Origin of the sequence: Heyndrickxia sp. FSL K6-6286, from assembly GCF_038630395.1 — a bacterium.
Taxonomy (GTDB): domain Bacteria; phylum Bacillota; class Bacilli; order Bacillales; family Bacillaceae_C; genus Heyndrickxia; species Heyndrickxia oleronia.
Map to the genome: position 1 here is coordinate 4878700 of NZ_CP152029.1, position 16301 is coordinate 4895000.

A 16301-nucleotide genomic window follows, 5' to 3' on the forward strand; every position below is an offset into this window, starting at 1 on the left:
TTGCTAAACACCTTCCTTAAATCTTTTTAATGAAATATATATTGATAATAAACCGTTTAACCCCATCAAGATAACCATTACTTTAGTTAGTAATGCAATATCTGCAGCAAATACTTTTATCGTATGCCATGGAGATCCAGTACTATAGATTAGTAACGGAATTATAGCAACAGCTATAACTAATAGAATAATTCCGGAAATGCACCATACCTTTGTTTTACGAGTTTTTCCCGATTTAATCTTTACAAGCAAATAAATGGACATTACAAGGAGCAAGGTAATAATCCCTATTAAAATGAATTGAACAATAGGACTGGATTGAGGTATATCCAACGGCTCATCTCCATTTAATATATTGATAATCCCTTGTTTTAGGTATATAAGTCCCTCTTCTTCTAAAATATGATTCTTATTAGTAAGAATCACACCTCCCCAACTGGTTTCTGGTATAAGAAATACTTCTGCACGTGAATCAGGAGTAGAACCCGAATGCCATATCATTTCTTCTTTAGAGTTTGGATTGGAGATTCTTACACCAAGACCATAATATCGATGTTCACCAGTTTGAACATAAGGGGACAAATATAAATTCATTGTTTTTTCACTTAAAAAATTATTACTATCGCGCTGGCTAAGCAACTTAATGTACTGGATCATGTCTGTTGCACTTGCGGTTAGGTATCCATATGGTGCGCCTCCGTTATCATATGTTACTGCACTATTTCGAGGGAATCCTAGCCATGACTGGTAACCAGCTGCATATCCTTTTTTATATGCTGCGCTATAATCAGCAGCTGCATTTTTCATTCCTAATGGTGAAAAAACTTGTTTCTCCATATATTCAGAATAGGTTTGATTTGTAACTTCTTCAATGAGAGCACCGAGAATTGAAAAATTAGCATTACTATATTGATGCTTTTCTCCCGGTACGGCAGTCAACTTCAAGTTTGATAAACTTTCTACATTTTTCTTTATTGCGTCCATATCATTAGATTCTCTATCTGATATGGATAAGCCAGAATAAGTACTTATCCCACTGGTTTGCGTTAGTAAATGTTTAATTGTTATTTGGGATGCTGCTTTTTTATCTTTAAGTGAAAACCATGGAATATACTTTTGAACCGGATCATCTAATTGGACGGTCCCTTCTTCAATTAATTTCATTACGGCTAAGCTGGTTAATGATTTACTTATCGAACCTATTGTAAAAGGAGTTTCAGTTGTTACTTTTTCCTCAGATTCTCCCGTTACCCCCCAAGCCTTGGCGTAAAAAATATTATTTTCATGAACAATAACAATAGAGGCTCCCGGAATTCGATGACTTTCTAAAAAGGTTTTGATATAGCTATCCAGCGTGCTCTTGAGGTCTTGTTCTGCGGACATTTGTGAAATTGGTAGAAATATAATAAGCGAAATTAATACTAAACATACTAATGTAAATTTTGTTATAAGTGCTATAATTTTCATTAATTTTACCTAATTATTATTTTTCGTAAAAAAAGTTTAATTACAAGCACCGAAACTAAACAAGCAATAGACATGCTAATGATCATTAACAACGAATTCCACCATGAATTATTGGAAATCTGAAAAAAGATATTATAATAATATCTATTGCTGGTACTTTGCGGATTAAAGGATTCCGTTAGAAACATAGATAATATTAGCTGAGAGCCCAGATAGCTGAGAATTAAAGTAAAGAATCCTATCACAAATAAAATTCCTGTTCTACTTTTTGATTTTCTTATTTGCTTTATTTCTGAATGAAGATCTATTCCATTAATCTCTAAAAAATCTTTGACTAATTCATGAGAATTCCCTAATTCCTTTATACTATCTTTCCCGAGTTCACGGGATTCCTGAATATGTTCTAAAAGCTGCTGTTTAATATTATTTCTATCTTTTGAACTAATATGATATTGCTTTAGCTCTTCGAGAACTTCGTTTAAAAATTGTTGTTCTGCCATGTTCAATTTAATATTCATTCCAAATGATCTCCTTTCAAACCACTTTGCAGAAGGGATTTTATATCTTGTTGTAATTCCAACCACTCATTGATTTTCTTCTGAAGATGCATTTTCCCTTTTTCATTGATCTCATAATAAACTCTAACTTTTCCATTTTCCGTCATTTCACGATAAGTACTAACCCATTCCTGATCTTTAAGTTTAGTCAAGATGGGATAAATGCTTCCTACTCCTTTCAGTTTTAAATTGTGTTCTTCAAGCTCTTTCATAATTTCATAACCATAGCTTTTATTCTTTGACAAAATCGATAATACACACATCTCTAAGTGACCTTTAATTAAACTTGTTCTATCCATAGGATAAATCTAACAAAAATATATACTTCTTTCAAGTATATATTTGAAATAAATTATTAATAAGATTGAATAAGCTTAATAAGACTATCCCCAAAATTTGTTTTTGCTACCTTTTCCAGTTTGTTTCTCTAAAGTGAAGCATGTAATATTGATATTAATAACCATGCGATTGCAACTCCATGACCTATTACAATCCCATGAATAAAACTTTGGAATTTCAACTAGCTAGGCCGAAGACTAAATCATGAAGGAAAATAAAATGTTTAAGATGAGGTCATTGATGGTAAGGAGATAGTTACTATTGCAAAATTGGTAGACTATGCGGGTATCTTATCGTAATCAGACTGTCCAAAATAGGTGGGGGATTCAAACTAAATCCTAGGTTTACACTATACTCAATTAGGCATATACATGCATCACTTCTTACCGTTTTCACACTCTTCATGTCCTGAACCACAATGGCAGTTAGGTATAAATAAGTAGTGATTGCCTTAACCTAGTTTTTTCGAACTATCGTATTTTTAATGGGGGATTTGTTTTACAAATTTATCTCGTCAGCCCGGATATCCTTTCTTAATCAAATTTGTGGAGATTTTAACCACACATCTATTATTGCACAGGCAGAAATGGAATTAAGTGATATTATGAATTCCCCCTAGAGTAATCTCAAAAGTATACCTCCATTTATCAAATCATTAAAGAAAAAACGCCTCTACCAAATTCGGCAACTTGGTTCGAGGCTATAGAAAAGAAAAACGCTTGAAAGCAAATTCTTGCTTTCAAGCTACTTAGCCTTTTCCAAGATTTTAAGCAGAGCCAAAGTAATTTTCAATTCAATACTTCTAAGGAGAAAACATTATGTTTCTCGAAATCACTTATTATTTCTTGCGGCATTAGTAATCTCAATTGGTCTTTAGTTGCCCATTTGTAATGAGAGTGCTCCTTGGATAGTATAGCTTCTTTACTATTACTACTACATAAATAGGTCAAAATAACAACTTGTCTCGTTGGTTCAGTTTTGAATGTGGTTGCATATAAAATCTTCTCTACTGTAACAGATAAACCTACTTCTTCTTGAACTTCCCGTAAAAGTGCAGTTTCTAAATCCTCGCCAAATTCAATTTTGCCACCAACACATTCCCAAGTTCCTCTGCCAATTTCATCATCTTTTTCACGTTGAACTATCAAAACTTTCCCTTCATTCACAATGAAACCTTTAAGAGCAACAACTATCTTATATGGATTTTTCATACAATAATACCTACCTGTTTGTTATTAAAGATAAAGTATAGTTTTCATATTCATACGATTGTTCCAGTTTGTTGAATTTATTATCGCTTCTTCGATTATATAAGCCCTTAAATCCACAAGAATACAGAGTTATATTTAGAAAAAGCACATTTCTTATCTCGAAATATCCGATTATTAATAATTAACCATGATAATGATCCCATAAAAGAAAATAGCTATAGGGAAAATAATAAAAATCCCGTTAAATAGTTGTAAAACCCTTAACAACAGATTTATCTTTTTACCTGCACATTTTCTAATGTATATAAAAGAAATCAAACCAATTATAGGTGTAAAGAAACCAGCTACTCCATAATTCGGATCAGAGGCATCGATTAATTCTTCAATTAGGAAAGCTGAGAATATAAGATTGATAACTAATAATAACAATGGAAGTAGTATATTCATTTTTTTCATTGTAATATCAAACAATTAAACAACCTCCATACTAAAACTTTAATTAACCTTTGTCCTCTTATAATTATTTTTATTACGCACAAAGAGCAAAGTAAACAGCTGCCTTGAGATAATGTATGCAAATGCACCAATTGGAACAGCATACAAGTCCAGCAACAAGCTGTCCTGATACTGTTCTGGGTGCTTAAATAGCATCGGCGTTTGAATTCCGCCAAATACCAATGACGGTACCAAAAAGAATATCCAAGGGTTTAACAGCCATTTCGTGTTAAATTGACTGGCAAGGGCTTCATAAAAAACCTCGCCAGTCCCTGCGATAAGGGTTACTAAGAACATAGCCATCAACACACTGTAAAGCGGCAAACTATTATTAAACTCTGGATGATAGTATTCCATAGCAGAATAGGAAACAAAGCATAAAAGACCGGTAACAAAAATAACGCACCACACGAACCGAATTAGTTTATAAAAGGGGAAAAGGGCCCTCTTTAATTCCCGATTCAACTTACCTTGATTACCAAAAGATTCGATAGCATGACGGACCGCCTTTTCTTCAGAATATCCTTTAATTAAAAGTTCTTTCACATGGTCCTGAAGGTGTATATAGATTTCTTCCCTTAATTCCTTCTGTTCATCATCAGGCAAATCCAAGGTAATTTCCTTTACATACTGTTCGATCTTCGTCACGATAATCCCTCCACAGTATTTTCTATTAACGTATTGATTTGTTTCCAATTCTGCAGCTTCTCTGCCAAAACAGTTCGCCCGGTTTTAGTAATAGAGTAATACTTTCTGCGACCACCATCCGATTCCTGACTCCAATACGACGTCACACATTCCTTTTTCTCCAGCCTCTTTAATGCAGGGTAAAGTGTTCCTTCATTCATATGGTAAGCATCATGACTTAATACCCGTAATTTTTTTGTCATTTCATAACCATAGCAATCCGCTTCCGCTAATAATGATAGTAATAAGATTTCAATACTGCCCTTAAGCAGCTCTCTGTCCATAACATTACCTCCAAGTTTTTACATTAACATTGTAAAACAATTTACCTCGTATAACAATGTAACATATGAAATAATAACCACTTTTACCAATGAATTATGATTTCCTAACTGTTCACTCTGTCTCTAAAAATAACGAATTATTCACCATCTAATGAGAGATAAAGGACACTTGTAGCCCAAAAAACTAAAAAAATTTATTGATATGCAAAGACATTAGATATATCAAGATGTGTTATACATTTTAAAGATCGGGGATTTCTGACAACAAAGGAAGGGAACAATAGAACAGGAGAATAATTTTTCGAGGGCATTAGATCTGAAGCTGTTTAAGAAAGTGCCTACAGAGTTTGCTTATGTAAGAAAGATTAACAATTGAACAATTGGTGAAGATGGATAAGCTATGAAAAAATGTGGACCTCCACGTTACGAAAGAAATAAAAAAAGAAGCCTCTCAAAAGTTCAATGAACTTTTGAGAAGCCTCCTTTAATATCTTCAATGTTAGCAAAATGTTATTAAATCACTCTCACTTTACCAACAAACCTTTATATACTAAAGGGTCGAGGGGGGGAGATTACATCATTCCGCCCATTCCGCCCATGCCACTCATATCAGGCATTCCGCCACCAGCATTTTCTTCTGGTTTGTCAGCAACTACCGCTTCAGTTGTAAGAAGCATTGCTGCTACAGATGCTGCGTTTTGAAGAGCATAGCGCGTTACTTTTGTTGGGTCTACGATACCAGCTTCGATCATGTTTACCCACTCACCATTTGCTGCGTTGAAACCAACACCCACTTGTTCTTTCTTTAAGCGGTCAACAATGACAGAACCTTCAAGACCTGCATTGTGTGCAATTTGGCGAACTGGCTCTTCTAATGCACGAAGAACGATGTTGATACCAGTAGCTACATCACCTTCTGCTGAAACAGAAGCAACTTTGTTATATACATTTACAAGAGCTGTACCACCACCGGATACGATACCTTCTTCTACTGCTGCACGAGTAGAGTTTAGTGCATCCTCAATACGAAGCTTGCGTTCTTTTAATTCAGTTTCAGTAGCTGCACCAACTTTGATTACTGCTACACCACCAGCAAGCTTAGCAAGACGCTCTTGTAATTTTTCACGGTCAAATTCAGAAGTAGTTTCTTCTAATTGAACACGGATTTGATTTACACGAGCAGAGATGTTTGCAGAATCTCCAGATCCTTCAACAATTGTTGTGTTTTCTTTTGTAACAACAACTTTTGCTGCGCGTCCTAAAGAATCAATTGTTGCAGTTTTAAGATCAAGACCAAGATCTTCAGTAATTACTTCACCGCCAGTAAGAACAGCAATATCTTCTAGCATTGCTTTACGACGATCACCAAAGCCAGGAGCTTTAACTGCTACTGCATTGAATGTACCACGAAGTTTGTTTACTACTAATGTAGCAAGAGCTTCACCTTCAACATCTTCAGCAATCAATAATAATGGTTTACCTTGTTGAACAACTTGTTCTAGAACTGGTAAGATTTCTTGAATGCTTGTAATTTTTTTATCAGTGATTAAGATATATGGATTGTCAAGAACTGCTTCCATTTTATCTGAATCAGTTACCATGTATGGAGATGCATATCCACGATCGAATTGCATACCTTCTACAACATCTAATTCAGTGGTGAAGCCTTTTGATTCTTCAATTGTAATGACACCGTCATTTCCTACACGTTCCATTGCTTCTGCAATTAATTGTCCTACTTCATCATCTGCAGCAGAAATAGCAGCAACTTGTGCGATTGATTCTTTACCTTCGATTGGTTTAGAAATGGCTTGAAGTTCTTCAACCGCTGTTTGTACAGCTTTTTCGATACCTTTACGAATGCCGACAGGGTTTGCACCAGCTGTTACGTTCTTTAAGCCTTCACGAATCATTGCTTGAGCTAAAACAGTTGCAGTTGTTGTACCGTCACCAGCAACATCATTTGTTTTGCTAGCTACTTCAGATACAAGCTTCGCACCCATGTTTTCGAATGCATCTTCTAATTCGATTTCTTTTGCAATTGTTACACCATCATTTGTAATTAGTGGTGAACCGAATTTTTTCTCAAGTACCACGTTACGTCCTTTTGGTCCAAGTGTTACTTTTACAGCGTCTGCTAATTTATCAACTCCGCGAAGCATCGCACGGCGTGCATCTTCACTGAATTTAATTTCCTTTGCCATCTGAAATTACCTCCTTGATTCTTTCTTAAAAGTTTATGAAGTTCAATAAAGTCTTCAGACTTAAATTAGTTTTACTCGGTCAGGGCGCCTATCAATATGGGCGCCAAGGCTTTTCAATAAAGAAGTATTTATTTACGAAAATGGTTAATAACTATTGTACAATAGCTAAAATGTCTGTATCACGTAGAATTAAATATTCGTTACCTTGGTATTTCACTTCTGTACCAGCATATTTAGAGAAGATGATGCGATCGCCTTCAGATACTTCAAGAGCAACACGCTCACCGCTATCTAAAACACGTCCAGTACCTACAGCAACTACCTTACCTTCTTGCGGTTTTTCCTTTGCAGAATCAGGAAGAACGATACCGCTTGCAGTTTTTTCTTCTGTTTCTACTAGTTCAATTACGACGCGATCTCCAAGTGGTTTTAACAAGTGAAACAACCTCCTTAAAAATTTATGTAGATTTTTATGATTATTAGCACTCAACACTCATGAGTGCTAACACAATTATTATAATAATTAATTTAAAGCCTTTTTGCAAGTCTCAAGAGGAAGTTTTTTATAAATTTCTTTTTATTGAGAAATGTAAACAGTTAAGTTTATGTACTAATTTACTTTCTATTCATAGATTAAAAAGTTTTTTACATATAATAGAATAAAGGTCTTACATTTGAACGTATATATATTCAATAGTAGAATGATAATTATGATACTAGGACAGACCATGAAAGGATATATGAATGTGAAAAAAGAGTATGCATTTATCTTAATCGCTTATATTGTCATGCAATTATCTGGTTATATCTGTAACCCCATTGTATATGAGATTGGTGTAAACGGATTTCATGCTTCAAAAGCTTATATGATCAAAATGGCCCCAATCATTTGGATGGTATTCAGTTTTCTTGCCTGTCTTTTAGTTGTTTTACTCCTACTAAGAAAGTCAGAAAGAAAAGAGCGTTCTGAAAGAAAGGACCAGCTGTCTGCTGGGAAATCAGTCTTATGGGCAGTAGGTGGAATCTTTTTAGCCTTCTTTGCTCAAGCAATCGCCTCCATTATTGAACAGTTGATTGGAATTAAGGTTGGTTCTGAAAATACGCAAAGAATCGTTACGATTATAGAAAACTTTCCAATTGTTGTCCTAGTAAGTTCGATTATTGGTCCTATATTAGAAGAAATTGTATTTCGTAAGGTGATTTTTGGATCATTACATAAACGATTATCTTTTTTTCTATCGGCTCTAATTAGTTCCATTATTTTCGGACTTGCCCATATGGAATTGACTCATTTGCTTTTATATACTGCCATGGGATTTACTTTCGCGTTTCTTTACAAAATGACGAATCGGATCATCGTACCTATTACTGCTCATGTTATGATGAATACACTAGTTGTCATTGCACAAATTGCTAATCGTGAAGAAATACAAAAATTAATTGAGAATCAAAGTTTTATTGGAGGATTTTTCACATGAGACCATTATTATCCGGGGTAGTATATTGCCTTTTAGGCACTTTGTTCACTTTCTTTGCTATTCAGCAAGTGAATATAAATGGTTGGTCTTTTTTTGCGTATATGCTTATCTTTTTAGCAACCATTGATTATGGCTCTGGATTTCGACTAATCACCTTGCACTTTAAGCAAAAAAGCCAACAGAAAAAATAAAAAGTATACAGTTATGATTTTACAACAGTAATAAAAAAAGAGATGTTCATAAGTATCAAACTTATGAACATCTCTTTTTATTCAGATTCTCTTTCAAGTTCATATTGCAATTCAGCCGCTTTTGACTTACGGTAGCCGATTTTTGAGAGCCAGATACTAATCTCATATAAAATCATTAAAGGTATTGCTACAACAATTTGTGACATTACATCCGGTGGTGTAATAAAGGCAGCAAGAACGATTAATAAGAAGTAGGCATATTTTCGTACCTTAGCCAAAAACATCGGTGTAATAATACCTAAACGTGTTAAAAATAAAACAACAATTGGCAGTTCAAATAAAAGCCCAAAAGGTAGCGTAATCTGAAATAAGAACGAGAAATATTCATTTATACCGATAACTGGGTTTATATTCATTTGTGATGAAAGCTGCATCATAAATTTTAAGATAAGCGGAAATAAGATAAAATATGAAAAAGCTATTCCAGCTAAGAACAACAGCACCGCTGCGGGAATATAGCTTAATGTAACTTTTCGCTCCTTCTCATACAAACCAGGACTAATAAACGCCCATAACTGATAGAGAATGACAGGCAAAATAATCACCAGCGCCAAGTATAATGTCATCTCCATAAAAACTTTAAATGGATCAGTTAATCGGAAAGCATTCATCGTTATTTCTTTTGCTAAATCTGATTCCTGAAGATAGCGTATGAGTGGTTGTGATAGAAAAAAGCTCACTACTACAGCCAAGATAAAGAAAACGACTATAACAAACAGTCGTTTCCTTAACTCAGATATATGTTCAAAAATCGTCATGTCTTTTTGACTCATATAATTTCATCCTAACATTTACTTAGACTCTTTCCTTACTATCATTTCTGTTGTAATGAAAAGATGCCAAAACCTAGTATTAAGAAAACGAGATTTATTTTACTTGATCTTTACTTTCTGTTTTTGGCTTATCTTCTTCTTCATCTGCTAAGCCTTTTGTAGCGTTTTTAAATTCTTTTAATGTATCCCCTGCAGCTCTGCCTAATTGGGGTAATTTTTTCGGTCCGAAAACTAGTAAGGCTATAATGACAATGAGAATAATACTTCCAATTCCTGGTCCCATCAAGCCCACCTCCTCATAGTATCATCATAAAGCAATTCGTGACGAGAATCCATTATTAATTATAGTTAGTCTTGTGAATTTTCCGTGTCATTTGGATAGTGCTTTAAAAAGTAAACTAATGATTGCAATTCAACAGCTAGATCTATATGGTGCACCCGAATTGATGAAGGTACATTTAGTCTAGCCGGTGTAAAATTTAATATACCTTTTACATTGGATTTAGTTACTTCGTCAGTAACCCCTTGAGCAACCTCTGCTGGTATAGTAAGTATAACGACACTGATGTCTTCCTCGATCAAACGTGGTACAAGTTCATCTAAATGATAGACAGGTACTTGTCCTACTTTTTTACCCACCTTGTCAGGATCGACCTCAAATGCAATTTCTATTTTTGTATTATTATTCTTCATAAAGTTATAATTTAAAAAAGCAGTACCTAAATTACCCACGCCAATTAACGCTACTTTTGTTACTTCATCCTGATCTAATGTTTTCCTAAAAAACGACAATAAATAATTTACATTATAGCCATATCCTTTTTTTCCAAGAGCCCCAAAATAGGAAAAATCTCTGCGGATAGTTGCGGAATCTACTTTTACCGCTTCACTTAATTCTGCAGATGATACACGCTGTTTACCGGATGAATGTAAATTTTTCAGAAATCGATAATAAAGTGGCAATCTTTTTGCCGTTGCTTGAGGTATCTTTATTTGCTCTTCATTCATACGCACTCCCCCATAAGTCTCTAGTACATAAGCGAAAAGGAAATATCATGTAAATTTACCGTTCACTTGCTCAGTGTTTCACCTATTCCTTTGAAAATCAGCGCTTGATACACCACCAGTTTTCTCTACTAAAAATGTTGGTCCAATGACAATTCCTTTGTCTACCGCCTTACACATATCATATACCGTTAGAGCTGATACGGATGCTGCTGTCAAAGCTTCCATCTCAACACCGGTATTTCCTTTTGTCTTAACAGTGGCATTGATCTTTAGGATATATTGAAGTTCATTTTTCTGTTCCCAAGCGAACTCAATGTTTACCCCATTTATTAGTATCGGATGGCACATTGGAATTATATCCGATGTTTTTTTTGCAGCCATAATTCCAGCTACCTGAGCAACCGCTAAAACATCACCTTTTTTCATTTTATTATCATGAATTAAATGATATAATTCATGGCTTAATTCTACACTCGATGTAGCAAAAGCGGTTCGAATAGTTTCAGGCTTAGCACTTACATCAACCATCTTCGCTCGACCTTGTTCATTAAAATGTGTAAGCTTGGACATTTTCAAACACCTCTCTCTTCATCATACACTATTTTATAGGTATTGTCCTTCATCTAATTAATGTGTTTCATTGCCGAAACACTCGTCAATAAGTTAAACTACCTATATAGATGAGGTGAAAAAACTATGATTTTATTACAAGTTCAACAACTAACAAAACATTTTGGTGCTGAACTTATTTTATCGAATATAAAGCTAGAAATTCAAACGAGAGATCGTATTGCTCTAGTTGGACGAAACGGTGCGGGTAAGTCCACCTTATTAAAAATTATTTCTGGTCAACTATCTCTTGATTCTGGAGAGATCATGAAACCAAAAGATGTCTCAATCGGATATCTTGCTCAAAATACAGGTTTGGAATCATCATTATCAATATGGGATGAAATGTTAACTGTTTTTAAAGATTTGCAAAAAATGGAGACACAATTAAGAGAACTGGAGCAAAAAATCGCTGATCCTACCTACTATGAAAACCCTGATCTCCATCAAAAAATTCTATCTGAATATGATCGTTTACAGGTTAAATTTAAAGATTCTGGTGGTTATCAATACGAAGCAGATATTCGTTCTGTGCTTCATGGCTTACGCTTTGATACTTTTGACTATTCGACAATGATTGAAACACTAAGTGGTGGTCAAAAAACTCGCCTAGCACTTGCCAAGCTACTTTTAACGAAACCTGATGTATTGATTTTGGACGAGCCTACAAACCACTTGGATATTGACACACTCTCTTGGTTAGAACAGTATCTACAAGGATATGATGGTGCAATTCTAATTGTTTCTCATGATCGTTATTTCTTAGATAAAGTAGTTAATCAAGTCTATGAACTCTCACGCCATTCTATACAAAAATTTCACGGTAATTACAGTCAATACTTAGTTCAAAAAGCAGAACAGTATGAGCGTGATTTCAAACAATATGAAAAACAACAAGAAGAAGTTGCGAAACTTCAAGATTTTATACAACGAAATCTAGCAAGAGCATCTACAACTAAAAGAGCTCAAAGTAGAAGAAAACAGCTTGAAAAGATGACAATAATGGATAAACCTCTCGGTGATGAAAAATCAGCTAATTTCACATTTGACATCGAACGACAAAGTGGAAATGAGGTATTAAACCTGGTAAACGGTGCAATTGGTTATGAAGACAACATTATCGCTAAAGGGATCCAGCTTGCAATCAAAAAAGGCGATAGTATTGCATTAGTTGGTCCTAACGGTGTCGGGAAATCAACTCTTCTAAAAAGTATCATTAAAAAACTAACGCTATTATCGGGGAATATTTCTTATGGTTCCAATGTAACAATTGGTTATTATGATCAGGAACAAGCGAATCTGACATCCAATAAAACAGTGTTAAATGAACTTTGGGATGACTATCCATTGAAAGATGAAAAAGAAATACGTACTGTATTAGGCAACTTTTTATTTACAGGAGACGATGTACTAAAAACGGTTTCCAGCTTAAGTGGTGGAGAAAAAGCTAGACTTGCATTATCCAAGCTTTTAATGCAAAGAGCAAACTTCCTCATTCTCGATGAACCGACTAACCATCTGGATTTAGATAGTAAAGAAGTACTCGAAAATGCCTTAATTGATTATCCTGGAACTATCCTATTCGTATCTCATGACCGCTATTTTATTAACAGATTAGCAACCAAAGTGATTGAGCTTTCTAAGGAAAGTACAACAGAGTTTCTTGGAGATTATGATTACTATATTGAAAAGCAACTGGAATTATTGGAATTAAAAAAACTTAAAAACGAAGGTCAGAAACTGGTAGAAGATAAACCGAATACTGCAAGGCAATCCTATCAGCTAGATAAAGAAGCTAAAAAACTAGAAAGACAACGTAAAAGAAGAATTGAAGAGATCGAATCTACGATTGAACAATATGAAAATGAGTTGCAACAAAAAGAGGAATTATTATGTGATCCTAACATATATCAGGATCATGAAAAAGTTACTGAGATAAACGCTGAAATTGAAAAACTCAAAACCGACATTGATGAATTAATGTCTGAGTGGGCCGAAATAGAAGAAAGTAATGAATAGATATTGAGAAGACATAAAACAAAGGGTGTCTAAAGGAACTTATTCCTTATAGACATCCTTGTTTTATACCTATAACAGTTATACATACTACTTGAAATTGAACCATAGTACCTAAAAAGATTAACGATCATTTCTCCTAAACAACTTGTCTCTATATCTTTTTCCACATGATTGTCCACAGTTTTTTATTATTTATTCCTATATAAAAGTGTTATTATTTGTAGTTTCATCAGATTATCAACAGACTTATACACATTATCCACAGAAAACATACTATTTGGTCAATTATTTATTCACACGCCAATTAACTTATACACAAGATATCCACATAATGTGCACAACAACAACTGTTCGCATCCCACTTATTCACATGTGGATAATTTTTTCCATATTTACTTTTTACATTACTAAAAAGGTTGTTTTGTACTTGTTCCTTTTATAAAAGACCAACTGGCTTTTGGTCCTGCAGTTAACAGCAACAATATTTGAGAAAAGAACTAAAAAAAAAGAAGCATGTGGTCACATGCCTCAAAAATGTTCTATATCTAAACTTGGATTTGCATTTAAAGAATACTGGCTTCGTTTTCCTTTTTCATAAAGTATACTTCCGGCTGCAGCAATCATAGCTGCATTATCAGTACATAACACTAGAGGAGGAATAACTAATTCAATATCCATTATTGTAGCGAACGCTTTATCTAATTCTTCTCTTAAACCTTTATTTGCTGCTACGCCACCCGATAATAAAACTTGCTTCACCTTAAATTCCTTTGCAGCTTTTAAGGTTTTTGTCACTAGTACATCAATCACACTCGCCTGAAAGCTAGCCGCCATATTTTTTGGATCGATAGATATCCCTTTTTGTTCTGCATTATGCAACGTGTTTATAACGGCAGATTTCAAACCGCTAAAACTAAAGTCATATGAATCATCTTCTAACCATGCTCTTGGTAAATCAATTGTTGCTGTCCCCTCATGCGCAAGACGATCAATATGTGGGCCACCAGGATAAGGAAGATGAAGGGTTCTTGCCACTTTATCGTATGCTTCTCCTGCTGCATCATCCCTTGTTTCACCAATGACTTTAAAATCTCCATGCTCCTTCATCAGCACCAATTCCGTATGACCACCAGACACGACGAGTGATAACAGTGGGAAACTCATTTCCTTTACCAGTCTGTTTGCATATATATGACCAGCAATATGGTGCACACCAACCAATGGAATATTTCTCGAAAAGGCAATAGCCTTAGCAGCATTCACACCAACAAGCAGAGCACCAACCAGCCCAGGTCCTTCTGTCACTGCAATTGCATCAATATCCTCAAAGGATAGTTCAGCCTTTTTCAAAGCTTCTTCAATCACTAGAGTAATTTGCTCCACATGATGTCGTGAAGCTAGTTCAGGAACAACTCCCCCAAATCTCTTATGACTTTCTATTTGCGAAGCAATAACATTTGATACAATTTCCCGTCCATTCTTTACTACTGCCGCCGCTGTTTCATCACAACTTGTTTCTATCCCTAAAATAATTAAGTCTTTTTTCATTATAAATTCACCCACATTACTAAGGCATCCTCTTGGTTGTCAGAGTAGTAGTTCTTTCTTATTCCACCCTCGAAGAATCCCAATTTCTTATATAAGGATTGAGCAATTGTATTACTTACCCTTACTTCTAATGTCATTGACTTTGCTCCAGATTCACTTGCGAATTCCATCATACTTCTTAATAATAATTCTCCTAATTTTTGCCCCCGATACTCAGGTAGAACAGCTATATTTGTTATATGGGCTTCATCAACAACAAGCCAGACTCCACAATAGCCTATAATTCTTTCTTTATCCTCAAGTACAAAATAAACAGCAAAATGGTTTTTTACAAATTCATTATAAAAAGCTTCTCTTGACCAAGGTAAGGTAAATGATTGTACTTCTACTTCCATAATTCCATCTAAATCTGCTAATGTCGCTTTTCTTAATTGAATATCCATCATACTTTTTCTCATTCTTTTTTCCCATCACTTTTTTGGGAATCTAACCATTTTGCTTCTGCTTCCACTAAACGGATGTAATTAGGAACAAAGGTATGAATTTCTTCTCCAGCTATGTTCATCCCTAATAAACCTAGTTCACTTGGTCTAGGATTATTTTCTGTAAATTCAGCAAAGACTGCTTTATCTCCTAGCTTTTCGATTAATATCTCTTTATGTAAAGAAACATCATTTCCAATAAATAAAATTGGAGAGTCTAGTTTTTCTAGCCTGTCAACCCAATCAACTGTTAATACGTTACAATCATCTATTTCCGTTTCAAAAGTTAAACCATTATAACGATAAAGACCAGTATAAATTTGTCCTCTTCGTGCATCGAATAGAGGAGACACAAACCCAGGGAAATAACGAACACTAGCAGCTAAGAGTTTAAGACTTGAAACTCCCACCAATGGGATATTTAAACTCCATGCCAATGTTTTTGCAATGGTTACACCAATTCTTACTCCCGTATAGGAACCTGGACCTTTTGCAACAACGATTTTATCTAATTTTGATGGTTCTATCTCACAGTCAGTCATCAGTTGTTGAATCGCTGGCATCACCCGAATGCTGTGATTTTTCTTTAAATTAGTGATATATTCTCCTATTACTTTATTTTCATCTAATAAAGCAATCCCTAGAGGATTATTAGATGTATCAATTGCTAGTACTTTCATACAAATAGCTCCTCACACAATAATTCATAGCGTTTACCAAATGGCTTTAATTCAAACTTCCGTTCTTCATCCCCAATTCTATAGATGGAAATAGATAAATATTCATCGGGCAGTTGATCCTCAATTAAGTGTGCCCACTCTACAATGGTTACACCCTCACCTTCAAAATACTCATCAAAGCCCAAATCCTCACTTGAATCCTGTAAACG

20 protein-coding genes (1 of these 20 running past the window's edge) are annotated in these 16301 nt (G+C 34.7%); 3 read left to right on the plus strand and 17 right to left on the minus strand.

What is annotated here, in order from left to right; genetic code table 11:
- Window positions 1-3: 3 nt before the first annotated feature.
- The 9 genes from MHI39_RS24440 to groES form a co-directional block, all read right to left on the minus strand.
- Complete coding sequence (locus MHI39_RS24440) at window positions 4-1467, minus strand: serine hydrolase domain-containing protein (protein ID WP_342540422.1); 1464 nt, start codon at window positions 1465-1467, stop codon at window positions 4-6.
- A gap of 5 nt (window positions 1468-1472) precedes the next feature.
- On the minus strand, window positions 1473-1985 hold the full coding sequence (locus MHI39_RS24445; RefSeq protein WP_259548375.1) for a hypothetical protein: 513 nt from the start codon (window positions 1983-1985) through the stop codon (window positions 1473-1475).
- Window positions 1982-2323 carry a PadR family transcriptional regulator gene (locus MHI39_RS24450; RefSeq protein WP_259548377.1) on the minus strand — a complete coding sequence of 114 codons (342 nt, stop codon included), beginning with the start codon at window positions 2321-2323 and terminating at the stop codon, window positions 1982-1984. Before MHI39_RS24450 ends, MHI39_RS24445 begins: the two co-directional genes overlap by 4 nt.
- Window positions 2324-3151: 828 nt before the next feature.
- The gene (locus MHI39_RS24455; RefSeq protein WP_259548378.1) at window positions 3152-3574 is read right to left on the minus strand and encodes an NUDIX domain-containing protein; all 423 of its coding nucleotides are present in this window, start codon (window positions 3572-3574) and stop codon (window positions 3152-3154) included.
- 174 nt (window positions 3575-3748) lie between these two features.
- A complete protein-coding gene (locus MHI39_RS24460) occupies window positions 3749-4045 on the minus strand; it encodes a hypothetical protein (RefSeq protein ID WP_259548380.1) in 297 nt (98 codons plus the stop codon).
- Window positions 4046-4069: 24 nt separating this feature from the next.
- Window positions 4070-4717 (minus strand): permease prefix domain 1-containing protein, encoded by a 648-nt coding sequence (locus MHI39_RS24465; protein ID WP_259548382.1) that lies wholly within the window; start codon window positions 4715-4717, stop codon window positions 4070-4072.
- Window positions 4714-5040: a PadR family transcriptional regulator gene (locus tag MHI39_RS24470; RefSeq protein ID WP_259548384.1), complete on the minus strand. Its 327-nt coding sequence runs from the start codon at window positions 5038-5040 to the stop codon at window positions 4714-4716. Before MHI39_RS24470 ends, MHI39_RS24465 begins: the two co-directional genes overlap by 4 nt.
- Window positions 5041-5612: 572 nt before the next feature.
- Window positions 5613-7244, minus strand: a complete 1632-nt coding sequence (gene groL / locus MHI39_RS24475) for a chaperonin GroEL (RefSeq protein ID WP_251340520.1) — start codon at window positions 7242-7244, stop codon at window positions 5613-5615.
- A gap of 151 nt (window positions 7245-7395) precedes the next feature.
- The gene (gene groES, locus MHI39_RS24480; RefSeq protein WP_058006452.1) at window positions 7396-7680 is read right to left on the minus strand and encodes a co-chaperone GroES; all 285 of its coding nucleotides are present in this window, start codon (window positions 7678-7680) and stop codon (window positions 7396-7398) included.
- Between the two features lie 310 nt (window positions 7681-7990).
- Between groES and MHI39_RS24485 the strand changes: the two genes are divergently transcribed.
- Together MHI39_RS24485 and MHI39_RS24490 are read left to right on the plus strand one after the other, a co-directional pair.
- Window positions 7991-8722: a CPBP family intramembrane glutamic endopeptidase gene (locus MHI39_RS24485; protein WP_342540423.1), complete on the plus strand. Its 732-nt coding sequence runs from the start codon at window positions 7991-7993 to the stop codon at window positions 8720-8722.
- Window positions 8719-8913, plus strand: a complete 195-nt coding sequence (locus MHI39_RS24490) for a YdiK family protein (protein WP_259548386.1) — start codon at window positions 8719-8721, stop codon at window positions 8911-8913. Before MHI39_RS24485 ends, MHI39_RS24490 begins: the two co-directional genes overlap by 4 nt.
- A gap of 77 nt (window positions 8914-8990) precedes the next feature.
- On the opposite strand, the gene tatC is transcribed toward MHI39_RS24490, so the two are convergent.
- The 4 genes from tatC to moaC all read right to left on the minus strand — a co-directional run bounded on the left by tatC (window position 8991) and on the right by moaC (window position 11324).
- A complete protein-coding gene (gene tatC / locus MHI39_RS24495; RefSeq protein WP_259548387.1) occupies window positions 8991-9746 on the minus strand; it encodes a twin-arginine translocase subunit TatC in 756 nt (251 codons plus the stop codon).
- Window positions 9747-9840: 94 nt separating this feature from the next.
- Window positions 9841-10029, minus strand: a complete 189-nt coding sequence (gene tatA, locus MHI39_RS24500) for a twin-arginine translocase TatA/TatE family subunit (protein WP_058006449.1) — start codon at window positions 10027-10029, stop codon at window positions 9841-9843.
- A 65-nt stretch (window positions 10030-10094) separates the two neighbouring features.
- Entirely contained in the window at window positions 10095-10754 is a 660-nt protein-coding gene (locus MHI39_RS24505) for a redox-sensing transcriptional repressor Rex (RefSeq protein ID WP_251340523.1), read from the minus strand.
- Window positions 10755-10832: 78 nt separating this feature from the next.
- Window positions 10833-11324, minus strand: a complete 492-nt coding sequence (gene moaC, locus MHI39_RS24510) for a cyclic pyranopterin monophosphate synthase MoaC (RefSeq protein ID WP_259548388.1) — start codon at window positions 11322-11324, stop codon at window positions 10833-10835.
- Window positions 11325-11450: 126 nt separating this feature from the next.
- On the opposite strand from moaC, the gene MHI39_RS24515 reads away from it, so the two are divergent.
- On the plus strand, window positions 11451-13382 hold the full coding sequence (locus tag MHI39_RS24515) for an ABC-F family ATP-binding cassette domain-containing protein (RefSeq protein WP_071975586.1): 1932 nt from the start codon (window positions 11451-11453) through the stop codon (window positions 13380-13382).
- A gap of 528 nt (window positions 13383-13910) precedes the next feature.
- Here MHI39_RS24515 and tsaD read toward each other — a convergent pair.
- The 4 genes in view from tsaD to tsaE are tightly spaced (each overlapping or abutting the next) and all read right to left on the minus strand, a layout consistent with a single transcriptional unit that may run on beyond the window.
- Entirely contained in the window at window positions 13911-14930 is a 1020-nt protein-coding gene (gene tsaD / locus MHI39_RS24520) for a tRNA (adenosine(37)-N6)-threonylcarbamoyltransferase complex transferase subunit TsaD (RefSeq protein WP_071975587.1), read from the minus strand.
- The gene (gene rimI / locus MHI39_RS24525) at window positions 14930-15388 is read right to left on the minus strand and encodes a ribosomal protein S18-alanine N-acetyltransferase (RefSeq protein WP_058006444.1); all 459 of its coding nucleotides are present in this window, start codon (window positions 15386-15388) and stop codon (window positions 14930-14932) included. The genes tsaD and rimI overlap by 1 nt, the downstream gene beginning before the upstream one ends.
- Entirely contained in the window at window positions 15385-16092 is a 708-nt protein-coding gene (tsaB, locus tag MHI39_RS24530; RefSeq protein WP_071975588.1) for a tRNA (adenosine(37)-N6)-threonylcarbamoyltransferase complex dimerization subunit type 1 TsaB, read from the minus strand. Before tsaB ends, rimI begins: the two co-directional genes overlap by 4 nt.
- Window positions 16089-16301 carry the 3' end of a tRNA (adenosine(37)-N6)-threonylcarbamoyltransferase complex ATPase subunit type 1 TsaE gene (tsaE, locus tag MHI39_RS24535; RefSeq protein WP_071975589.1) on the minus strand. The gene runs 243 nt beyond the window's last position, so the window shows 213 of its 456 coding nt (coding positions 244-456); its start codon lies off the right edge, out of view; its stop codon occupies window positions 16089-16091. Before tsaE ends, tsaB begins: the two co-directional genes overlap by 4 nt.